Origin of the sequence: Rhodococcus sp. IEGM 1307, from assembly GCF_030056915.1 — a bacterium.
Classification (GTDB): Bacteria; Actinomycetota; Actinomycetes; order Mycobacteriales; family Mycobacteriaceae; genus Rhodococcus_F; species Rhodococcus_F opacus_D.
In genome coordinates, this window is sequence record NZ_JASHKW010000005.1 from 13,142 (window position 1) to 34,330 (window position 21,189).

Below are 21,189 nucleotides of genomic sequence, written 5' to 3' on the forward strand. Positions count from 1 at the left end.
TTTCCGGGTTTTCAGGAGACTGTGGTGTTGTCGGGCTCGGGCAGGCCTCGGTAGCGTCGCCAGCCGCCGTGATCGGTGATCTCGGTGAGCTCGCCGGCTCGGCTCTCGAGGAGGCCCGGTCGCAGGCCTACCGCCAGAACCGAACGGCCGTCGGACAGTTCGATCACGGTGAGCTCGAGCTCCTCGGGCTCCTCGGGGAGGAAGTCGGTGCGAATGTCTCCGATCGGCACGTCGTAGAGCTCGCCCTCGATCGAGGCTCCCCCAGTCTCCATCAGCAGCAGTGCGGGGAATTCGTCACGCACGGAGAAGAATCGGTACTTCGGGGCGGTCCGGACCGTGCCGAGGAACGTGTGCGCGGACACGTTGTGATGCAGGTTTCCGCCACGCATCGCTCCACCGTTGCAGAACAATTCGGCCATCTTGTCAGCTCCTTCTTCCGTGGGCAGGTGTCGCCGCTTCGGGCTTGCCCGCCAGTTCGATCGCTACCTGGAGCAGCGCTTCGCGTAGTCGTTTGGTGTTGGCGTCGAGTCCTTCGCGCACCAGGTCCTGGGTGACCGGCCACGGGGTGTCGCTGATGACGTCGTGATCGGTGACCAGGGCGATGCAGGTGTAGGACATGCCCAGTTCCCGGGCCAGCGCCGCCTCGGGGTACGGGGTCATGCTGATCAGGTCCCATCCCTGGGCCGCGTACCAACGTGATTCGGCGCGGGTCGAGAATCGTGGGCCGCGGATCGCCACCATCACACCGCCGTCGTTGACCACCCAGCCGTTCCGGCGGAGCGTCGACACCACCGCTCGGCGCCCGTGGGCGCAGAACGGGTCCGCGAAGGAGATGTGGACGTCGTCGTCGTGGAAGGTGTCGTCGGTGCGGCCCGTGCGGTCGACCAGCTGGTCGGGCACTACGACCGAGCCGACGCCGATCGCCGGGCGCAGCGAGCCGGAGGGGGTGGGCGCGAGGATCGTGCGCACGCCGAGGCTGTGCAGGGCCCAGATGTTGGCGCGGGCATTGATGCGGTGGGGCGGGATGTTGCGGTGTCGTCCGGTGCGGGTCAGGTAGGCGAGCCGGCGGCCCCCGGACGACCCGAGGACGATGCTGTCCGACGTCGGCCCGTACGGGGTGTCGATGTCGACCTGTTCGGCGTCGTCGAGGAGTCCGTGGTATCCCCAGGTGCCGAGCACTGCGACGGTGGGCTGGGTGTCAGGCATGGTGGTTCACCGTTCCTTCCGCGGCCCCGTTCGTGGTCAGCGCTTCGCGCCTCTCGATCGCCGGCCGTGCCGGGGCGTCCTGGAGGTGTTCGTGCCCCGGGTGCGGGTGGATGGTGACGTCGTCCGGGTCGTCGGGTGTGACCTTCCCGTCGAGTACCGCTCGCATCTTGTCCTTGTCGAGCATGCCCTCCCAGTTCGCGACCACGAACGTGGCGAGGCAGTTGCCGAGCAGGTTCGTGAATACGCGCATGGAGTCCATGAGCCGGTCGGCGCCGAGCAGCAACGCGACCGCGGCCACGGGGAACGCGCCGATTGCGGCAGCGGTCGCGGACAGGGCGACGAAGGCCGACCCCGGCACACCCGCCATTCCCTTGGAGCTGAGAATGAGGATGCCCATGATCGCGAGCTGCTCGCCGAATCCGAGGTCCACCCCGACCGCCTGCGCCAGGAACATCATCGCCAGCGACAGGTAGATCGCGGCTCCGTCGAGGTTGAATGAGTAGCCGGTAGGGATCACCAGACCGACGACGGCGCGGTCGCATCCCGCGTTGTCCAACTTCTTGATGATGCGGGGCATGACCGCCTCGGACGATCCGGTGCCCAGGGCGAGCATGAATTCTTCGCGGCAGTACTTGATGAACTTCCACGCGTTCACTCCGGTGATCAGCTTGACCACGATCGACAGGACGGCGATGAAGACCAGTGCAGCGCCGTAGCACGCCAGGATGAGTACTCCGAAGGATTTGAGGGAGCCGGCACCGTAGTTGCCGACGGTGAATGCCATCGCACCGAACGCTCCGAGAGGCGCCAGGTACATGATGTAGCCGACGATGCGGAAGATGACGTGCAGCGTCTGGTCGATCACATCCATCAGGATCGGCGGAGCCGATTCACTGAAGGACGCCAGCGCGACACCGAACAGGATCGCGAACAGCAGCACCTGCAGCAGGTTGTTCTGTGCGAACGCATCGAACACGCTGGTCGGGATGATGTGCATGACGAACTCGACGCCACCCGGCAGGTGGCCGCCCTGTGTCTTCTCGTCCAGGGCGCTGGTGTCCAGCGTGGCCGGGTCGATGTTGAGCCCGCTACCCGGCTTGACGAGGTTTCCGACGAGCAGGCCGAGCCCGAGCGCGAAGGTCGTCGCGGCCGTGAACCAGAGCAGCGCCTTGCCGCCGATCTTGCCGAGCGCCTTCATGCTGCCGACCTTGGCGATGCCGGTGACGATCACCAGGAAGATCAGCGGCGACACGACCATCTTGATCAGCTTGATGAAGCCCTCACCCAGTGGCGCCAGGTGATGGGAGAACTCCGGAAACAGGATTCCGGTGGCGATGCCCAGGGCGATTCCGATCAGGACCTGGACGAAAAGTGATCTGTACCAACGCTGCTTTGTGGGTTTCGCAGCGATTTCGACTTCAGACACGGGGCCCTCCCTCGGGGCTTGGTGTTTTCCATATTATGGAAGTTGTATTTCGTATCTCGATATAGTGAACGCCGTCACACCGACGTTTGTCAACCGATGTAGCGCAGGAATCGTCGCGATCCGCCACTCCCGCGCTATCGTCATACGGAGCACCCTTTCCGTCTGACGGAAAGAATGTGGGGGCTCTCGCGCAGTCAGAGGATGGAGACAGACATGACGAACGGTCAGAGTCCGGCCGGCGGCGTGCAGTCGGTCGAGCGCGCATTCGACATACTCGAGATCATGGCGAGTGCCGGCGGGTCCATCGGGGTCAGCGAACTCGCCGACCTGGCCGGACTCCCCCTCCCGACCATTCACCGGCTCATCCGCACCCTGATGAACCGCGGATACGTGCGGCAGCTACCCACCCGGCGGTACGCGCTCGGGCCCAAGCTCATTCGCCTCGGCGAGAGCGCCACCCAGCTGATCGGCGCCTGGTCGCGACCGCACCTGTCCGAACTGGTGCGAGGCACCGGCGAGACCGCGAACATGGCCGTCCTCGACGGCACCATGGCCGTCTACGTCGCGCAGGTGCCGTCCGAACACGCGATGCGCATGTTCACCGAGGTCGGCCGACGCGTCTACCCGCACTGCACCGGCGTCGGCAAGGCCATCCTCATGCAGCTCTCGAATGACGCCGTGCGCTCACTGGTCGGCCGGACCGGAATGACGACGTACACCGAGAACTCCCTCACCGACCCCGACATGCTGATCGCCGATCTCGAATTGAGCCGAAACCGCGGGTTCGCGATCGACGAGGGCGAGCAGGAGATCGGCGTCCGCTGCTTCTCGGTGCCGGTGCCGAACGCTCCGACCCCCACCGCCATCTCCGTCTCCGGGCCCGCGGCCCGGGTCACCCTCGAGTCGGCGGACCATATCGTGCCGCTGCTCAAGCGCGTGGCGAAGGAACTCGGCACCGAGTTCGACAAGAACGCCGCGCTCTGATTCCGGTCGACCCATCAACAAAGGTTGACGGATCCGTCTCATCAACTTAAGTTGATACCGTGGGTGACGATCCGAACCCGGCGACCGCTTTCGCTGCCGTCGTCGCGCTGCGGCGTCAGGCCGATCAGCTCGAGCGTGACGCCGTCGCACACGCACTGTCCGCGGGCTGGACCTGGGCGGACATCGGTCACGCTCTCGGCGTCTCGGGTCAGGCGGCGCACAAACGCCTCGGTCCCGGACGATCCTCCGACAAGAAGACGAGGGGCACACGATGACATTCACCCGGGCATGGCGCGACATGCGGACGATGAAGACGCTGTTCTCGGAAACGGAGGCCGAAGCCGACCGGCTGGGCGACCGGGATCCGGGCCTCGAGCATCTGCTGCTCGCCTCGTTCGTACTGCCGGACGGTACGGCAGCCCGAGTGTTCGAGCGTCTCGGATCGAACCGGGACGCACTGCGCGAGGCGGTCATTCGCGTGCACGGGGAAGCCCTCGCGGCGGCAGGCATGACGGACGCGGGCGTCGCCACCAGCGCCCTGAGCCGCCCGCGCACCGGGCCGCTGCGACTGACCGAACCGGCCCAGGCCGCGTTCCGCAATGCGGTGGCTCTCGCGAAGTCGGAACGGCGACCGATCGTCGGAGCCGACCTCGTCGCAGCCGTCGCCACCATCACGCACGGCACCGCGGCGCGGGCACTGGAATCACTGGGACTCGTCCGGTCCGACGTCGTCGATGCCGCCCGCGCCGAGCCGGCACCGTGAGCGGACGGCCCAGGCCCGGCAGCCGCCGCCTGCGCGGATAGGCTCGACACGTGGTTCTTCCCAGCTCGACTTCTGTGTCCCCTGCAGATGTTCTCGGCTCCATGCGGGACGTCATCGACGGTCCGCTGCCCGACATCGCCGTCCGCTTCTCCAAGTTCCTCGCCGACATCTGGCCGCACACCGCGCTGGTGATCTTCACCCGGGAATGCACGGGACGTCCCCGCAAGGTCAGCGGAGATCCGTCGGTGGTCGAGCGCGTCACCATCGCCGAACTGGACGCGTTGCGCACCCGCATGACGGAAGGCACTCCTTTCGACGACCACACCGTGATTGCCGGAGCGAAACGGAAGGTGTGGGCGCTGCTGGACGCGACGGGGACCCTCCTCCTCGTTCTGCCCAAGCCGCGGCAGCGCATTCGTGAGGTCCCGCTGGTGGCGGGCGCGTTCGGCGTCGTCGCCGTGTCGATCCGGCATCAGGTGGCGCAGGCGAGCCCCGCATACCTGGCGGAGTCGCGGGCGGCGTCGAGCGAGCGGGCCAGGACCATCGTGGAGCTGACGGACCTGCACGCGGCAACGCTCGAATCGATCCTGTCGACGCTCCGGTCCAAGGACCTCGACGACCGTCGGTCGCGGATCACGGCGAGCGAGACGGCGTCCTCGGCGCTGGTGACCCTGCGCTCCGCGGGCGAATCCGACCGCAACCTCGCGGAGGAAGCCGTCACCACCGCGTTCGCCCGGCTGCAGGGCGAACTGCGGCCGCTGCTCCAGCACCGGCCCGTGCGGGTCGACTACGTCGATCCGCCGGTGGACGGTCGCGCGCTGCCCGGCGAGGTGGCCAGTGCCGCCCGGGCCGTCGTCCGGAGCGCCGTCCTGGCATTCGCGGCGCAAGCCGCCCTCGAGCGAATCCGCATCGCCTGGGACTGTGACGGCGCGAACCTCCTGGTCGAGGTCCGCGACGACGGCGACGGCGGTCTCGACACCGACGCGCTGGTGCGGCAACTCTCCGGCCGGGTGCACACGCTCGGTGGCCGGATCGACGTGGAGTCGGTCGACGGGTGGGGGTCCCGGGTAGCCGTCGCGATCCCCCTCGACGTACCGGTGGCGCGACCGGACGAACAGCAACTGGGCGATCTCAACCCCCGCGAACTCGAGGTCCTGGGTCACCTCGCGACCGGCAAGCGGAACAAGGCGATCGCCGACAGCCTCGGCATCAGCGAGAGCACCGTCAAATTCCATGTCGCGGGTGTGCTGAAGAAGCTCGGTGTGGCGTCCCGAGGTGAGGCGGGCGCGATCGCCCTGGAGGCGGGCATCCGCGCCGACACCACCAGTAGGCACGCATGAGCGTCGCGACGCCGCCGATCGGGCACTGACCCCCTCACGTGAGTGGCAAAGTGTGCGGGCGCACGCTTTGCCACTCACGTCAGGTGATGCGGTCCGGGTGGGTGTAGATGTTCATGGTGGTGCCGCGGAGGAACCCGATGAGGGTGAGCCCGGTGTCGTGGGCGAGGTCGATCGCCAGCGAGGAGGGTGCGGACACGGCGGCGAGGATCGGGATGCCGGCCATCACCGCTTTCTGCGCCAGCTCGAACGACGCCCGGCCGGACACGAGCAGGATGCTTCCCCGCAGCGGGACCCGGTTCTGTTCGGTGGCCCAGCCGATCAGCTTGTCGACGGCGTTGTGCCGCCCCACGTCCTCCTTGATCGCGAGCAGTTCCCCGGTCCGGGTGAACAATCCGGCCGCGTGCAGGCCCCCGGTGGTCTCGAACACCTTCTGCGCGGCCCGCAACCGGTCGGGCAGCTCCGCGATCGTCGCGGCCGGCACCCGCACCGTATCGGTGGCCGGTGAGTGCTTCGTGCGTTGCCGGATCGCATCCAGCGACGCCTTCCCGCACACCCCACACGAGGAGGTGGTGTAGAAGTTGCGTTCGATACCGGTGTCGGGCAGGAACACCCCGGGCGCGAGATCGACGTCGAGGACGTTGTAGGTGTTGACACCGTTGTCGTCGACGCTGTTGCAGTAGCGGATCGACGCGATGTCCGCGCGGTCGCCGATGATGCCCTCGGTCAGCAGAAACCCCTGCGCCAGTTCGACATCGGAACCGGGGGTGCGCATGGTGACCGCCAGCGGTGTCCCGTTCACCCGGATCTCGAGCGGCTCCTCCACCACCACGGTGTCCGGTCGGGTGGACTGCCGGGTGTCGGTGATCCGGGTGACCGGGGTCCGGGTGGTCACACGCCCCATCAGGGTCGCCGTTCGAGACGGATGGTGATCGCCTTCGACACCGGGGTGTTCGACTTGCGGGCCACGTGATCGAGTGGGATCAGCGGATTCGTCTCCGGGTAGTAGGCTGCGACGTTCCCCCGCGGCGTCGGGTACGGCACCAACCGGAAGTCGTCGGCCCGGCGCTCCTGCACCGTCCCGTCCGGGGCTTCCCACTCGGAGATCAGGTCCACCCGGTCCCCGTCGACGTACCCGAGGGCGGCGATGTCCTCGGCAGCGATGAACAGCACCCGCCGACCGCCCTTCACGCCGCGGTAGCGGTCGTCGAGACCGTAGATGGTGGTGTTGTACTGATCGTGTGAGCGCATCGTCTGCAAGATGAGCTTCCCCTGCGGGACCGGCAGCCAGGACAGCTCGTTGACCGTGAAATTCGCCTTCCCCGTGTCCGTCACGAACCGGCGCTCGTCCCGCGGTGGGTGCGGCAGTCCGAACCCGTCCGGTTGACGGACCTTGCGGTTGAAGTCCTCGAACCCGGGAATGACCCTTGCGATGGAATCGCGGATGCGGTCGTAGTCGGCGGCGAATTCCGCCCACGGCACCGAATGGTCGGGACCGAACAGGGCCTGCGCGATCCCGCAGACGATGGCGACCTCACTGCGCAACTGGTCGCTCGCGGGTGACAGGCTGCCGCGGGACAGGTGCACCATCGACATCGAGTCCTCGACCGTGACCTGCTGTTTCTTCCCGGACTGCACGTCCTTGTCGGTGCGCCCCAGCGAGGGCAGGATCAGCGCGGTCTGCCCGGTCACCAGGTGCGAGCGGTTCAGTTTCGTCGACACCTGCACCGTCAGCGCACAGCCCCGCAACGCGGCCTCGGTGGTCTCGGTGTCCGGGGTCGCCGAGACGAAGTTGCCGCCCATCCCGAGGAACACCGACGCCTTCCCGTCCCGCATCGCCCGAATCGAGTCGACCGCGTCCAACCCGTGCTCGCGCGGCGAGCGGATACCGAATTCGGCGTCGAGCGCGGCCAGGAACGATTCGGGCATCTTCTCCCAGATCCCCATCGTCCGGTCACCCTGGACGTTCGAGTGCCCGCGCACCGGGCACACCCCGGCCCCGGGTTTGCCGATCATCCCCTGCAACAGCAGCAGGTTCACCGCGTCCTGGATGGTCGCGACCCCGTGCGTCTGCTGAGTCAACCCCATCGCCCAGCAGATGATGGTCTTCTTCGAGGAGATCAACGCGTCCGCCGTGGCCTGGATCTGTTCGAGGGTGAGCCCGGTCGCCGCCGCCACCGTGCCCAGATCGACCTGCCGCAGATGCGCCGCGCACTCCTCGAAGCCTGCGGTGTGCCGGTCGATGAACTCCCGGTCCAGCACCGTCCCGGGATTGCGGTCCTCCGCCTCGAGCAGCAACCGGCCCAATCCCTGGAACAGGGCCTGGTCGCCGCCGATCCGGATCTGCAGGTACTCGTCGGCGATCTGCACACCGTCGCCGACCACCCCGTGCACCTTCTGCGGGTCCTTGAACCGCATCAACCCGGCCTCGGGCAGCGGGTTGATCGCGATCACCTTCGCCCCGTTGGCCTTCGCCTTCTCGAGGGTCGAGAGCATCCGCGGGTGGTTGGTGCCCGGGTTCTGCCCGGCGATCAGGATCAGGTCCGCGTTCTCGAGGTCGGGAACCGACACCGACCCCTTCCCGATCCCGATCGTCTCCACCAACGCACTGCCCGACGACTCGTGGCACATGTTCGAGCAGTCCGGCAGGTTGTTCGTCCCGAACGCCCGGATCATCAACTGGTACACGAACGCCGCCTCATTGCTGGTGCGCCCGGACGTGTAGAACACCGCCTCGTGCGGCGACGCCAACGCCCGCAACTCCCCGGCGATCATCGCGAACGCCGCGTCCCAGCCGATCGGCTCGTAATGCGAGGCCCCCGGCAACAACACCATCGGATGCGTCAACCGGCCCTGCTGCCCCAACCAGAACTCGGTCCGACCCAGCAGATCCGACACCGAATGCGCCGCGAAGAACTCCGGCCCGACCTTGCGGGTGGTCGCCTCCTCCGCGACCGCCTTCGCCCCGTTCTCACAGAACTCCGCATGCTTGCGGTGCCCCGGAGTCTCCGGCCACGCACACCCCGGACAGTCGAACCCCTCCCGCTGATTCAACTTCATCAACGTCCGGGCCGTGCGCACCGGACCCATCTGCTCGAGCCCACGACGCAACGACACCAACACCGCAGGAACACCTGCCGCATAGGATTTCTCGTGCGTGACGACGACATCATCTTCGTCGAAGGTGTACCTGTCGGTGGTGTCGGTCATGGAGTCAGTTTCCTCGTGCAATCCATTCGGCGAGGTGCGGGGCCTCGGTGCCGATCGTGGTTCCGTCACCGTGACCGGTGTGGACGAGCGTGTCTTCGGGAAGAGCGAACAGCCGGTCCCGGATCGACCCGATGATGGTCGGGAAATCCGAGTACGACCGGCCGGTGGCGCCGGGGCCACCCGAGAACAGGGTGTCGCCGGAGAACAGTGCCCCGGCCTCGGGCAGGTACAGGCACACCGACCCCGGCGAGTGACCGGGCGAGTGGATCACCTGGATCTCGGTGCCCGCGATCGCGATCCGCTGTTCGTCCTCGAGATGCCAGTACTTGGCGTCGGGGTGGCTCATCTTCCACAGCACGTCGTCGCCGGGGTGCAGCAGCACCGGGGCATGCAAACGCTCGGCCAATTCGGGGGCGACGGTGACGTGGTCGTTGTGACCGTGCGTGCAGATCACGGCATTCACGTGCCGGCCTCCGACCGCGTCGATGATCGGCTGCGCGGTGTGGGCGGCGTCGACGATCACGACGTCGGTGTCGTCACCGATCAGCCAGATGTTGTTGTCGACGTTCCACTCTCCGCCGTCGAGGGCGAACGTTCCCTCGGTGACGACCCGCTCGATCCGCAACTGCCCGCTCACAGAACGACCACCGAACGCAGCACCTCACCGGCGTGCATGCTGTGGAACGCCGCTTCCACCTCGTCGATCTTGATGCGCTCGGTGACGAACTTGTCCAGCGGCAGCCGGCCCTGCTGGTACAGGTCGACGAGCATCGGGAAGTCACGCTCGGGCAGGCAGTCGCCGTACCACGAGGACTTCAGGGATCCGCCGCGGGAGAAGAAGTCGATCAGCGGCATCTCGAGGGTCATGTCGGGGGTCGGGACACCGACCAGCACGACGGTGCCGGCGAGGTCGCGGGCGTAGAACGCCTGCTTCCACGTCTCGGGGCGGCCGACCGCATCGATCACGACGTCGGCGCCGAAACCGCCGGTGAGTTCCTGGACGGCCGAGACGGCATCCACCTGGCCGCCGTTGATCGTGTGCGTCGCGCCCAGGTCCTTCGCCCATTCGAGCTTCTTGTCGTCCCGGTCGATCGCGATGATCTTCACGGCGCCTGCCAGGCGGGCGCCCATGATCGCGGCATCGCCGACACCACCGCAGCCGATGACGGCGACGGTGTCACCGCGGGAGACGTTGCCGGTGTTCACGGCGGCACCGAGGCCGGCCATCACGCCGCAGCCGAGCAGCCCGACGACTGCCGGGTCCGCGGAGGGATCCACCTTGGTGCACTGTCCGGCGTGGACGAGCGTCTTGTCGGCGAACGCGCCGATCCCCAGGGCGGGAGTCAGTTCGGTGCCGTCCTCGAGCGTCATCTTCTGCGCGGCGTTGTGCGTGTCGAAGCAGTACTGCGGGCGGCCGCGCTTACAGGCCCGGCACTGACCGCAGACGGCGCGCCAGTTCAGGACGACGAAGTCGCCGACCGCCACGGACGTGACGCCTTCACCGACACTCTCGACGATCCCCGAAGCCTCGTGGCCCAGCAGGAACGGGAACTCGTCGTTGATCCCGCCGTCGCGGTAGGTGAGGTCCGTGTGGCACACACCGCACGCCGCGATATCGACCACCACCTCACCCGGACCGGGGTCCGGAATGTTGACGGTCGCGATCTCGACGGGGGCACCCTTGGAGCGGGCGATGACGCCTCGTACCTGCTGCGGCATTGGACTCATTCCTTCGGTCGATCAGTCATAGCGGGATCGATGCATGGCCATATATGCACCTCTCCCGAGACCTTACGTTCCGGAAGATCACCGAGGGACTGATCGAAGTGAGAGGTTGACCTAGCCGGAATGCCAGCCGCTCACCACGGTCTTGCGATGGAGGTCATGACGGGAAACTGACGGTTGACACGTCGCGGTATATACAGGACTATACATCTCGAAGAGTGAGGCACACCACATCGATCACGGAGTTCTGATGACCCGGAGAGATTCCAGCTCGACCGAGGAACCGCACCCGCCCCTTCCTGTGGTGCTCGACGGCGCCCAGCTCACCGTCGACCAACTCACGGCGCTGGCCCGGGAACCCGTCGTGATCGAGCCCGACCCCGCAGCGCTCGACCACGCACGCCGTTCGTGGGAGACAGCCGTGCGCATCGCCGAACGGCAGCCCATCTACGGACGCACCACGGGTGTCGGGGGCAACCGGGACACCTCCGTCTCCGACGGCGTCGACCAGGACCTTCGACTTCTCCGCAGCCACGCCACGGGTTCGGGCCCCGCGCTGCCGGATCACGTCGTCCGCGCCGCCATGATCATTCGCGTCAACCAGATTCTCAACGGCGGATCCGGTCTGCACCCCGACATCGTGACCGCGCTGATCGATGCCGTCGCGGCGGACGAACAGCCCACCGTGCACGCTCGCGGGGCGATAGGCACCGGCGACCTCAGCGCGTTCTCCGAGATCGCGCTCGGGTTGATGGGCGAGGCACCGCTGAGGGACGGTCGACTCGTCACCCGGTGGACCGCACACCAGGGTGACGCACTCCCGCTGATCTCGACCAACGCGATGACGGTCGCGCTCGCGGCGTCGGCCACCGACAGCGTCGCGAACTGGCTGGAGCACTCGCTGATCGTCGGTGTGGTGTCGCTGCTGGCGACGCGCAGTTCCGTCGAACCGTTCGCGGCACGGGTGCAGGCTGCCCGCAGGCACCTCGGCCAGGAGGAGGTGGCCGGCCGGGTCCGGGAGCTCCTCGCGGGCCACCGCGTACAGGCTGCCCGCGTGCAGGATTCCTACGGGTTCCGCGCCCTGCCGCAGATCCTCGGGGCGACGTGGCAGGCGCTGCAGCGGTTGCGGGGCACGCTCGCGATCGAGATGAACTCGTCCTCCGAGAACCCCCTCATCTCCGTCGAGGACGACGCCGTGTTCCACAACGGGAACTTCCACGGAATGCCGATCGCCCTCGCCGTGGACGAGGCGAAACTCGCGCTGTCGAGCGCGGCGCTGTTGTCGCAGTGCAGGCTTGCCAATCTCTCCGATCCGGTGGTCACCGGTCTCCGGCCGTTCCTGGCCGACGGTCCGGCGGGCAGTAGCGGCACCATGCTGCTGGAGTACACGACGTCCGCGGCCATCGCCGAGATCCGGATGGCCGCGGCGCCGGGCTCTCTCGGACACACCGTGATCTCCCGCGGAACCGAGGACCACGCGAGCTTCGCGTCGCAGGCCGCCACCCAGCTCACCGACATCCTCGCCCAGTCTCGCATCGTGCTCGCGTGCGAACTGATCTCGGCGGTGCGCGCCCTCGGCCAGCAGAACCACGAACTCGACACGACCACCGAACTCGGCGCGTACCTGGACCGGGCACGCGCATGCCTGGACCCCCGGACGACCGACCGTCCTCTGAGCGACGACCTGAAAGCAGCGGTGAAGTTTCTGGAACAGATGCCGAATCCGGAGAAGGACACAACTCGGTAAAGCAGTCCCACGACACCGAACTTCCGAGTGTGTCTCCACTCGGATTACACGAAAGTAGCACGCGGATGATCACATTCGACAAAGTCACCAAGGCATATCCGGACGGCACGACAGCGGTGAACGAACTGGACCTCGAGTGCCCGAGCGGGAAGATCACAGCACTCGTCGGGCCGTCGGGATGCGGCAAGACCACGTCGCTTCGCATGATCAACAGATTGATCGAACCGACGTCCGGAACCATCTCCCTCGACGGCGAATCCACGGCGGACATGGATCCGGCGCTGCTGCGCAGGCGGATCGGGTACGTCATCCAGCATGCCGGACTGTTCCCACACCGCACCATCGTGGACAACGTCGCGACCATGCCCAGATTGCTGGGAAAGACGAAGAAGGAGGCCCGAACCCGGGCGATGGAGCTGCTCGAGACGGTCGGTCTCGCGGCGAACTTCGCGGACCGGTATCCGTGGCAGCTCTCGGGTGGCCAGCAGCAGCGAGTGGGGGTCGCGCGCGCCCTCGCCGCGGATCCGGCCTTCATGCTGATGGACGAACCGTTCAGCGCTGTCGACCCGGTGGTCCGGAGCCAGCTCCAGGACGAGTTTCTGAGACTGCAGAAGGACATCGGCAAGACGATCATCATCGTCACGCACGACATCGACGAGGCACTCAAGCTCGGCGATCAGGTCGTCGTGTTGCGGACCGGCGGGATCCTGGCGCAGGCGGCGACGCCGCTGGAGTTGCTGACCGAACCCGCCGACGAGTTCGTCGCCGACTTCGTCGGACGCGACCGCGGCTACCGTTCGCTGGGTTTCTCGAACCTCGGCGGCCGCGTGGAGACGGTCGCCGAACCCGTTGCCCGTCTGGGTGATTCGGCGTCCGACGCCCGCACCCGGACCACGGACGACTGGTTGCTCGTCGTCGACCCGGCGAACAAGCCGATCGGCTGGGTGCAACCGGCGAAGGTCGTCGACCGCATCCGCCCGGACGACGTGAATCTCAGCGGGACGGTCGCCGATGCGCACGGAACGATGCGGGCCCTGCTCGACGCCGCCCTGTCCGCACCCAGCAAACGCGGTGTCGTCGTCGACGGCGACGGTGTGCTCGTGGGAACCGTGACGGCACACGCGGCGGTCGCGGCGATCGAGTCTGCGGATCTCGTAGCCACGGAGGCGATGGCCCGATGAACATCGAATGGCTCGGCCGCCAGTCCGATCGCATCGCCGAACTGGTCGGCTGGCACATCCTCCTCGCGCTCGTGCCGCTCGTCGTCGGTGTGATCGTCGCGTTGCCGATCGGCTGGCTGGCGCATCGCAGTCGCCGGATCAACCCCTATGTGGTGGGCACGGCCGGCCTGCTCTACACGATCCCGTCGCTGGCGCTGTTCGTCCTGCTCCCGCCGATCCTCGGAACGAAGATTCTCGATCCGATGAACATCGTCGTCGCGCTGACGATCTACACCGTCGCCCTGCTCGTGCGCGTCATCGCCGACGCCCTGGATTCGGTGCCGCAGGAGACGGTGCTCGCCGCCACGGCGATGGGCTACCGGCCGTACCAGACTCTGCTGAAAGTTCAGCTGCCGGTGGGTGTTCCCGTCATCTGCGCCGGACTGCGCGTCGCGGTCGTGTCGAACGTCAGCCTGGTCTCTCTCGCCGCGCTGCTCGGGATCCCGCAGATCGGTTCCCTGTTCACCCAGGGCTTCCAGTTGCGTTTCTACACACCGATCATCACCGGTATCGCGCTGTGCCTGCTGCTGGCGCTGGTTCTCGACCTGCTCATCGTGCTCGCCAATCGGTTACTCACACCGTGGACCCCGAAGGTGGTCTCATCATGATCGACTTTCTGCTCGACGGTGCTCATTGGACCGGGCCCGAGGGCATTCCTGCTCTCCTCCTCCAGCACCTGCTGTACACATTCCTCGCCCTGTTCGCGGCGGCGCTGATCGCGGTTCCGCTCGGTTTGTACATCGGGCACACCGGTCGCGGAGCGGTCGTCGTCGCGGGCCTGGCCAACTCGCTGCGCGCTCTTCCCACCATCGGCTTGCTGATCCTGCTGGTGCTCGTCATCGCACCGTCGTTCTCGACCAAGCTGGCCTATCTGATTCCGAGCCTGATCGTGCTGGTCTTGTTGGCCATCCCGCCGATTCTCACCAACACGTACGCAGGCATTCGCTCGGTCGACCCGGCCGCCGTGGACGCTGCGCGGGGCATGGGGTTCCGGTCGATGCGCATCCTCACCGAGGTGGAGATGCCCTGCGCGCTGCCGCTGATGCTGTCGGGTGTGCGCAGCGCCGTGCTGCAGATCGTCTCGACCGCGACCGTCGCCGCCTACATCTCGCTGGGCGGACTGGGACGTCTCCTCATCGACGGCAAGGCGCAGAGCGACTACGCGCAGATGGCCGCCGGAGCGGTCCTCGTGTCTCTCCTCGCGCTCGCATTCGACCTGGCGATCGGATTCCTCACGGTTCGGGTCGTCTCACCCGGTCTGACGCGACGCGAGCGGAGCGGCGCGAACAAGCGATCCGATTCCGAAGACACCGCCGTCGCAGCCCGAACCGCGTCCGCTCCCGAGCCCTCGCTGATCTGAAGGACATCATCATGAAGAAGGCATTGATCGTCGCCCTGACCGGCGCCACCCTGATGTCGTTGACGGCATGCGGGATCGGCAAGGACCCGTTGGCATCCGACGACGGCGGAAGCAGCGACGGTGCCATCGTCGTCGGCTCCGCGGACTTCCCCGAAAGCCAGCTGATCGCGACCATCTACGCGGAGGCGCTGCGCGCGAACGGCATCGACGTCACCGAGAAGCTGAACATCGGAAGCCGGGAGGTGTACGTCCCGGCCATCCGGGACGGCTCCATCGACCTGCTGCCCGAGTACTCGGGTGCGTTACTCCAATACCTCGACAGCGCCACCACCGCTACTGCGTCGGACGAGGTGACCGAGGAGATCAAGGCCAAGCTGCCCGCCGGGCTCATCGCACTGGAACCGTCCCCCGCCGAGGACAAGGACGTTCTCGCGGTGCGGCAGGAGACCGCGGACGAGTACTCACTCGAGACGATCGAGGACCTCGTGCCCCACGCCGACGAGCTCACCCTCGGCGGCCCGCCCGAATGGAAGACCCGGGAGAACGGCGTCGCCGGCCTGCGGGACAAATACGGACTGACGTTCAAGGAGTTCCTGGCACTCGACGCCGGCGGTCCCCTGACGCTCAACGCCCTGCTGAGCGGTCAGATCGAGGTGGCGGACGTGTTCAGCACCGACCCGGCGATGCGGTCGGAGAACCTCGTGGCACTCGAGGACACCAAACACCTGTTCCTGGCGGAGAACATCACCCCGATCATCAACGAGAACAAGGCAGGCGACGATGTCCGCGGCGTCCTGGCCGACGTGTCGGCAGCACTGACGACCGAGGATCTCATCGAGATGAACCAGCGGGTGGCCGACCTCGAGGACATGGGCGACATCGCCCGGGAATGGCTGCAGGACAAGGGGCTGGCGTCCTGATCACGCCCCGGGCGGGCGCGTCAGCTCAGCGCATCGAACGTCGCCGTCGCATATTGGGCGGTCCGGTCGGAGCCGAGAAGTCCCGGCCCCATCTTGTTCATCACGTACGTCATGGTCATCCGGCGTTCGGTGTCGACGACGACCTGCGAGCCGCCCCAGCCACCCCAGAAGCAGATGCGTCCCTCGGGGACGAACGGCACCGACACGGGCGTCGGCAGACCGTACCCGATGCCGAATCGAATCGGTTGCCCCAGAGCCAGATCCACGCCGTTCGACTGCTCCTCGAAGATCAGGGAAATGGTGTCCGGCGACAGCAGGCGGACGCCGTCGAGTTCTCCCCCGCAGGCCACGACGGACTGGATCCGGGCGAGCGACCGGGCGTTGCCCTGACCACCGGCCGCACCGTTCTCCGCCTGGCGCCACTCGTCGGACCACGACGCGGACGCGTCCGGTCCGGGGCCGGTGAACGTCCTGACGATGACACTGGCGGGGTCGAGGGAGGCCAGATCGATCGGCAACGGCGGCGGCGGGACCACGTTCGACACCCGGCCGAACTCCGACGGGTCCAGTCCGATGTGGAAGTCGGCCCCCAGCGGTCCGGCGATCTCCTCCGCGACGAAACGGCCGAGCGTGCGCCCGTCGATTCGGCGGACGACCTCACCGATCAGATGGCCGTAGTTCAGCGCGTGATATCCGGACGCCGTGCCCGGCTCCCACCACGGCGCCTGGGCGGCGAGCCGTTTCGTCGACCCGGCGAGGTCGAACGTGTCCTCGACCGTGATCGGCTGATCCCACCCCGACACACCCGACGTGTGCGACAGGAGATGGCGGACCTCGACGCGGTCCTTGCCTGCCGCGGCGAATTCCGGCCAGTACTTCGCGACGGGCGCGTAGACGTCCAGCAGTCCGCGGTCGACGAGCATCAGTGCGGCGAGCGCGGTGACCGTCTTGGTGCACGACCACACGTTGGTGATGGTGTCGCGCTCCCATTCGGTGGCGTGATCGGTGTCGGACCATCCGCCCCACATGTCGACCACCGGCTCTCCGTCGAGGGTCACGACGATCGACGCGCCGAGTTCCTCACCGGAGTCGAGATTGTCCTTCAGTGCCTCCTGCAACGCCGTGAAGCGCTTGTCGCACACTCCTCCGAGCTTGGTCACCTGTGGTTCCTCTCCACCAGCCGACGCAATTGATCTTGACATCGGATTCAATTTGAGGGTTCCAGTGTGATCCCGACCCTCCTGTGATGTCAATCACTCGTTTCGTGGCGACTCATCCGGACGAGCCCCGACCTCAGCCGGTCACGGGCAGCACCAGCGCCTGCCCCGGGTCGCCCGAGGCGATGGTGACCTGGTGCGGCACCAGACTTCCGCGGAAGCTCGGATCTCCCCCGGACACCACGAGGCGAACGCGGTGCCCCTCGTCGAAGCGGTGGACGATGGCCGGCATCGTGACCCGGACGGGCCCACCGGGTGCCACGATGCGCACCGGAGCGACCTGTCCGTTGATCAGCGTTTCGGTGCCGTCAGGAGCCACGTCGTACAGCTTCGCGAAGACCACGACCGAGTCCTCGACACCGGTGACCGCGGGTGCGGCGGCGACGCGGACGTCGAGCGTCGGGGCGCCGACCACGTCCAGCGGGGCGTCGAGGATGCCGGACGACCATTCGGCCTGGGTGCCGGGGATCATGCCCTGCGGGACCTGATTCCCCGGCCGGGTGTCCGGTGCCTCCCGGTCCGTGGGGAGGCCGCCGGGCAGCGTGTTCAGCGTCTGCGCGCCGGGAACGATGCCGTCGAGTCGGTCGGTCAGCGCGCCGTCGCCGGAGAGGTAGAGCGAATAGTCCTGGCCTACCGCGATATCCGAGGATTCGGCGTACGCGGGTGCGGCGTTGCCGGTGTAGTCGACCCAGTTGCGGAAGTAGCTGAACACCGGCCCGGTGTCGACCGCGCGATCCTTCAGGTAGTGGTCGAACCAGTCGACCATCCGGCCCGTCTCGTACTGGGTGTCCGGGTTCGGATCCTTCATGCTGATCTCGCCCTCGGCGGGAGTGAGATCGGAATGCCCCCAGCTGTGCCAGATCATCTTCACGTCGTTGCCCTGCGCCTGCAGGGTCTCGAACGTGGCCGTCGCTTCGTTGAGGTCGAAGAGGGTGTCCTGCTGACCCTGCATGATCAACGCCGGAATCTTCACCCGGTCCGCGTACGACACCACGGACGACTGGCGCAGGAAGTCGACGGACCCCGGGTCCGGGTAGCCCTGCACCGCTGCCTGCGTCAGCGCGGGGCACGCGGGGTCGGCGAAATTGGGGCAACCCAACGCCCGCACAGGGTCCTGCGCGTAGCCCTCGGCCCGGGGGTTGGTCACGCCGATGGCCCCGAACATGAGCGACCACACCACCTTCGACGCACCGGGAACCGACGTGCTGACCCCGGTGATCTGGTCGGTGCCGTTGGGCGCGAGGGAGTAACTGAGGTCGTTCCACGTGATCATCGGGATGATCGTGTCGATCCGGGGGTCCACCGAGGCCGCGGCGAACTGTACGGCCCCGCCGTAGGAGCCGCCGACCATGCCGACCCGCGGATCGTGCGCCTCGGCGACGCCGTGGTGAGCGGTCGGGTCCTGCACCACGTAGTCGAGTCCGGGGACGGGGACGGTGTGCGCGGGATCGACGAACGCCATGCCGTCGCGTCCGCCGAGGAAGCTCACCAGTTCACTCGCGGCGCGCCCGTCGTAGTCGGGGTTGTCCATGTGAATCTTGCAACCGGAACCGCCGAAGCCCAGCCCGGAGTACGCGAGCACCGCGTAGCCGCGGGACGCGAGGAACGACGCGATGCCGGCCTGATCGTTCTTGGAACCGCCGAAGCCGTTGGTGGTGAGCACGGCGGGCACCCGATTCGACGCCGACGCCGAGTCGGGCTTGTACACGTCGCCGATCACGTCGCACGGCTCGTCCCGGTTCGGTCCGACGAGAACCTGGAAATGGAGCGTGGTCTTCGTGAACCCGAGCGGATCGGCTGTCACCGGGGCCGACGCCGCGATCGGTGTCAGTACCGCGGCCGCCGCCGTCACCACCGCCAGAGTCGATCTACGCGCCCTGTGTTTCACAGCCCACCCGCCGTCCGTCACTCCGCCCCGAGCACCTCCGACGAGCGTAAACGCTCTGGACGCACGACCAACTCAGGCTGCCGGTGTGTCGCGGCACCGGTGTGCGGCGCGGCGCGCAGACTCGCGCAGGTCGTCTGGCGCACGGCTGCGCCCCTCGTGCGGTTTATATTTGAGCTGTGGTAATGACCAAGCGCGCCGAAACGTCCCTGTTGACCGACCAGGTCTACGAGACGATGCACGAGGCGATCATGAACGGCGATCTGCCTGCAGGCTCCCGCCTGCGCATTCGCGACATCGCCGCGCAGGTCGGGACGAGCGTGATGCCCGTGCGCGAGGCGATCCGGCGGCTCGAGGAAGCCGGTCTGGCCGAGCGCGTCCCCCACAAGGGCGCGGTCGTGAAGGGCTTGACCTTGGCCGAACTGGTCCACGTCTACGACGTGCGACGGTTGCTCGAAGTGGAAGCCGCACGATTGGGCGCCCAGCAGATCAGCCCGGCGGACGTCGACCGGATGCACGCCGAGTACGAACTCATGCAGACCGCCATCGCCGAACGCCGGGTGGTGGCGCTGCTCGATCACGACGAGGCGCTGTTGACGATTCTCTACGAAGCATCAGCGAACCCCGTGCTGGTCGACTCCATCCGTACCCTGTGGCAGCACTGCCGTGCCTACAAGATCGTCGGTGCGCAGGGCACCCTCGACACGCCGGGGGACGACTCGTTGTGGAGGTACCAGGAACGTCTCGTCGAGGCCGCCCGCAAGGGCGACGCCGACGCTGCGGCCGCCGTCAACAACGAGTCGTTGATCAACGCGACGTCGCGGATCAGGGTGCAGCTCGCCGCCCAAGAGGATGCCGGTTAGCCCGTAGCGACAACGGTTTTCGCGGACCCGCCGGGTGCAATCCGTCCACCTCCACGGTGAGCGTCAGGGCACCTTCGGCGGGTTGTCGGGGAAGAGGAGGGCGCCGATCTCCTTGCCGATCGGCACCGTGTTATTGGCGTTGGCATTGGCCGTCGGTCCGAGCGTGGCGTAGACGACGATCGTGGTCTTCGACTCCGTTTCGTAGAGGGCGATGCCGTTGTAGCCCCCGAATGCCGGGTTCATGAGCAGCCAACTGCCCAGGTGAACGGTTCCGAATGCGAAGTACTTGTCCGCAGTCAGCGGGCCCAGCCCGGCGGTCTTGTCCGCCATCATCTCCGTGAACGCCGTGTCGGACAGGAGTTCGCCGGTGCCGAGCGCACGAACCCACCGCGCGACTTCGGCCACCGTCGAGTTCATGTTGCCGCTGTTGAGGAACGCCGTGGGATTCCAGAACGTGGAGTCCTCGAAGACGCCACGTTCGTTGGTATAGCCGTGCAGGATCGGTTCACTCATCTGAGGTGTCAGCACCACGCTGCTCGCGTCCATCCCCAGCGGCGTGAAGATCCGCTCCTTCAGGAGGTCTCCCAACGGCTTTCCCGCCGCCTTCTCGAGTACCACACCGAGCAGGCACAGGTCGCTGTGCGCGTAGGCAAAACTGGTCCCCGGTTCGAACAGCGGCGGGCGGGCGTTCGCCAAGTCGAAGATCTCCTGAGACGTAAAGCCTTTGATCGGATTTGCGTAGAAGATCTTCAGGAAATCGGGGTTGGTCACGTAGTCCGAAATGCCGGTGGTGCTGTTGGCGAGCATCCGCGGGGTGATCTTGTCGGCTCGCGGAAAGTCGGGCACCCACTTGGCGATCGGCTCGTCCAGGCTCAGCGTTCCGGCCTCGCCCAGCTGCAACAGAATTGTCGACAGCATCGGTTCCATCGGCTGGCCGACTCGCAATTGCATGTCACGCGTCGCGGGAACGCCGAGCGGAGACTCCCCCACCGCCCCGGCGGCGATCTCCTCGTCGCCGCGCCACACACCGAATACGGCGCCGCTGAGATCGAGCTCCGTCAGCTTGTCGCGAACGATAGCGGCGATCTTGTCGGCGTTGGGATCATCGGTGTGCGCGACGTCGGGACCGTTTTCCGCTGATTGCTGTTCGCCGCTGCGACCGTCCGATCCGCACGAAACGGTGGCGAGGGCAAGAACGATGCTGAGCGCGGTGGCCGTTCGACGCAGCCGGCTACGAGTCGACAAGCTCATGGGGTCGATCCCTTCGTACGCAGAGGTCGAGTGGGAGTCGCTGCTCACTGGGATTCTAGGCGCAGACCGTCGTTG

20 protein-coding genes are annotated in these 21,189 nt (G+C 67.0%); 10 read left to right on the plus strand and 10 right to left on the minus strand.

The features are described 5' to 3' along the window. Positions 1–11: 11 nt before the first annotated feature. From QM841_RS10930 to dctA, 3 genes are read right to left on the minus strand one after another with little or no spacing between them, the layout of a single operon-like run. Positions 12–419, minus strand: a complete 408-nt coding sequence (locus QM841_RS10930; RefSeq protein ID WP_283331980.1) for an allophanate hydrolase-related protein — start codon at positions 417–419, stop codon at positions 12–14. Between the two features lie 4 nt (positions 420–423). Next, positions 424–1,206 carry an MTAP family purine nucleoside phosphorylase gene (locus QM841_RS10935; protein ID WP_283331981.1) on the minus strand — a complete coding sequence of 261 codons (783 nt, stop codon included), beginning with the start codon at positions 1,204–1,206 and terminating at the stop codon, positions 424–426. Continuing rightward, the gene (dctA, locus tag QM841_RS10940) at positions 1,199–2,632 is read right to left on the minus strand and encodes a C4-dicarboxylate transporter DctA (RefSeq protein ID WP_283331982.1); all 1,434 of its coding nucleotides are present in this window, start codon (positions 2,630–2,632) and stop codon (positions 1,199–1,201) included. Before dctA ends, QM841_RS10935 begins: the two co-directional genes overlap by 8 nt. 213 nt (positions 2,633–2,845) lie before the next feature. Here dctA and QM841_RS10945 point away from each other — a divergent pair, with 213 nt between their 5' ends. The 4 genes from QM841_RS10945 to QM841_RS10960 all read left to right on the plus strand — a co-directional run bounded on the left by QM841_RS10945 (position 2,846) and on the right by QM841_RS10960 (position 5,719). Next, complete coding sequence (locus QM841_RS10945) at positions 2,846–3,616, plus strand: IclR family transcriptional regulator (protein WP_005260937.1); 771 nt, start codon at positions 2,846–2,848, stop codon at positions 3,614–3,616. 59 nt (positions 3,617–3,675) lie between these two features. Beyond that, on the plus strand, positions 3,676–3,891 hold the full coding sequence (locus QM841_RS10950; protein ID WP_283331983.1) for a hypothetical protein: 216 nt from the start codon (positions 3,676–3,678) through the stop codon (positions 3,889–3,891). After that, on the plus strand, positions 3,888–4,379 hold the full coding sequence (locus QM841_RS10955; protein ID WP_283331984.1) for a Clp protease N-terminal domain-containing protein: 492 nt from the start codon (positions 3,888–3,890) through the stop codon (positions 4,377–4,379). The genes QM841_RS10950 and QM841_RS10955 overlap by 4 nt, the downstream gene beginning before the upstream one ends. Positions 4,380–4,480: 101 nt before the next feature. Then, positions 4,481–5,719, plus strand: coding sequence for a helix-turn-helix transcriptional regulator (locus tag QM841_RS10960; protein WP_105414490.1), 1,239 nt, complete (start codon positions 4,481–4,483; stop codon positions 5,717–5,719). A 79-nt stretch (positions 5,720–5,798) separates the two neighbouring features. Here the strand turns inward: QM841_RS10960 and fdhD are convergent, their stop codons facing one another. Genes fdhD through QM841_RS10980 form a run of 4 tightly spaced genes read right to left on the minus strand, consistent with a single transcriptional unit; the run spans position 5,799 to position 10,645 of the window. Next, the gene (gene fdhD, locus QM841_RS10965; protein ID WP_280781346.1) at positions 5,799–6,620 is read right to left on the minus strand and encodes a formate dehydrogenase accessory sulfurtransferase FdhD; all 822 of its coding nucleotides are present in this window, start codon (positions 6,618–6,620) and stop codon (positions 5,799–5,801) included. Continuing rightward, positions 6,620–8,926: an FdhF/YdeP family oxidoreductase gene (locus QM841_RS10970; RefSeq protein WP_283331985.1), complete on the minus strand. Its 2,307-nt coding sequence runs from the start codon at positions 8,924–8,926 to the stop codon at positions 6,620–6,622. The genes fdhD and QM841_RS10970 overlap by 1 nt, the downstream gene beginning before the upstream one ends. 4 nt (positions 8,927–8,930) lie before the next feature. Continuing rightward, positions 8,931–9,563 (minus strand): MBL fold metallo-hydrolase, encoded by a 633-nt coding sequence (locus QM841_RS10975; protein ID WP_283331986.1) that lies wholly within the window; start codon positions 9,561–9,563, stop codon positions 8,931–8,933. Next, entirely contained in the window at positions 9,560–10,645 is a 1,086-nt protein-coding gene (locus QM841_RS10980; RefSeq protein WP_280781343.1) for an S-(hydroxymethyl)mycothiol dehydrogenase, read from the minus strand. The genes QM841_RS10975 and QM841_RS10980 overlap by 4 nt, the downstream gene beginning before the upstream one ends. Positions 10,646–10,901: 256 nt before the next feature. Between QM841_RS10980 and QM841_RS10985 the strand changes: the two genes are divergently transcribed. From QM841_RS10985 to QM841_RS11005, 5 genes are all read left to right on the plus strand, one after another. Further along, positions 10,902–12,398, plus strand: a complete 1,497-nt coding sequence (locus QM841_RS10985; RefSeq protein ID WP_283331987.1) for an aromatic amino acid ammonia-lyase — start codon at positions 10,902–10,904, stop codon at positions 12,396–12,398. A 65-nt stretch (positions 12,399–12,463) separates the two neighbouring features. Continuing rightward, positions 12,464–13,579, plus strand: coding sequence for an ABC transporter ATP-binding protein (locus QM841_RS10990; protein ID WP_283331988.1), 1,116 nt, complete (start codon positions 12,464–12,466; stop codon positions 13,577–13,579). Further along, on the plus strand, positions 13,576–14,226 hold the full coding sequence (locus QM841_RS10995; protein ID WP_280781340.1) for an ABC transporter permease: 651 nt from the start codon (positions 13,576–13,578) through the stop codon (positions 14,224–14,226). Before QM841_RS10990 ends, QM841_RS10995 begins: the two co-directional genes overlap by 4 nt. Continuing rightward, a complete protein-coding gene (locus QM841_RS11000; RefSeq protein WP_280781339.1) occupies positions 14,223–14,978 on the plus strand; it encodes an ABC transporter permease in 756 nt (251 codons plus the stop codon). Before QM841_RS10995 ends, QM841_RS11000 begins: the two co-directional genes overlap by 4 nt. An 11-nt stretch (positions 14,979–14,989) precedes the next feature. Then, on the plus strand, positions 14,990–15,898 hold the full coding sequence (locus tag QM841_RS11005; protein WP_283331989.1) for an ABC transporter substrate-binding protein: 909 nt from the start codon (positions 14,990–14,992) through the stop codon (positions 15,896–15,898). Between the two features lie 20 nt (positions 15,899–15,918). Here the strand turns inward: QM841_RS11005 and QM841_RS11010 are convergent, their stop codons facing one another. Together QM841_RS11010 and QM841_RS11015 are read right to left on the minus strand one after the other, a co-directional pair. Further along, positions 15,919–17,058 (minus strand): serine hydrolase domain-containing protein, encoded by a 1,140-nt coding sequence (locus QM841_RS11010; RefSeq protein ID WP_283331990.1) that lies wholly within the window; start codon positions 17,056–17,058, stop codon positions 15,919–15,921. A gap of 133 nt (positions 17,059–17,191) precedes the next feature. Beyond that, positions 17,192–18,970: a CocE/NonD family hydrolase gene (locus QM841_RS11015; protein WP_283331991.1), complete on the minus strand. Its 1,779-nt coding sequence runs from the start codon at positions 18,968–18,970 to the stop codon at positions 17,192–17,194. 215 nt (positions 18,971–19,185) lie between these two features. Here QM841_RS11015 and QM841_RS11020 point away from each other — a divergent pair, with 215 nt between their 5' ends. After that, positions 19,186–19,863: a GntR family transcriptional regulator gene (locus tag QM841_RS11020; protein ID WP_283331992.1), complete on the plus strand. Its 678-nt coding sequence runs from the start codon at positions 19,186–19,188 to the stop codon at positions 19,861–19,863. A gap of 63 nt (positions 19,864–19,926) precedes the next feature. Here the strand turns inward: QM841_RS11020 and QM841_RS11025 are convergent, their stop codons facing one another. Beyond that, a complete protein-coding gene (locus tag QM841_RS11025) occupies positions 19,927–21,114 on the minus strand; it encodes a serine hydrolase domain-containing protein (protein ID WP_283331993.1) in 1,188 nt (395 codons plus the stop codon). Between the last annotated feature and the right edge of the window lie 75 nt (positions 21,115–21,189).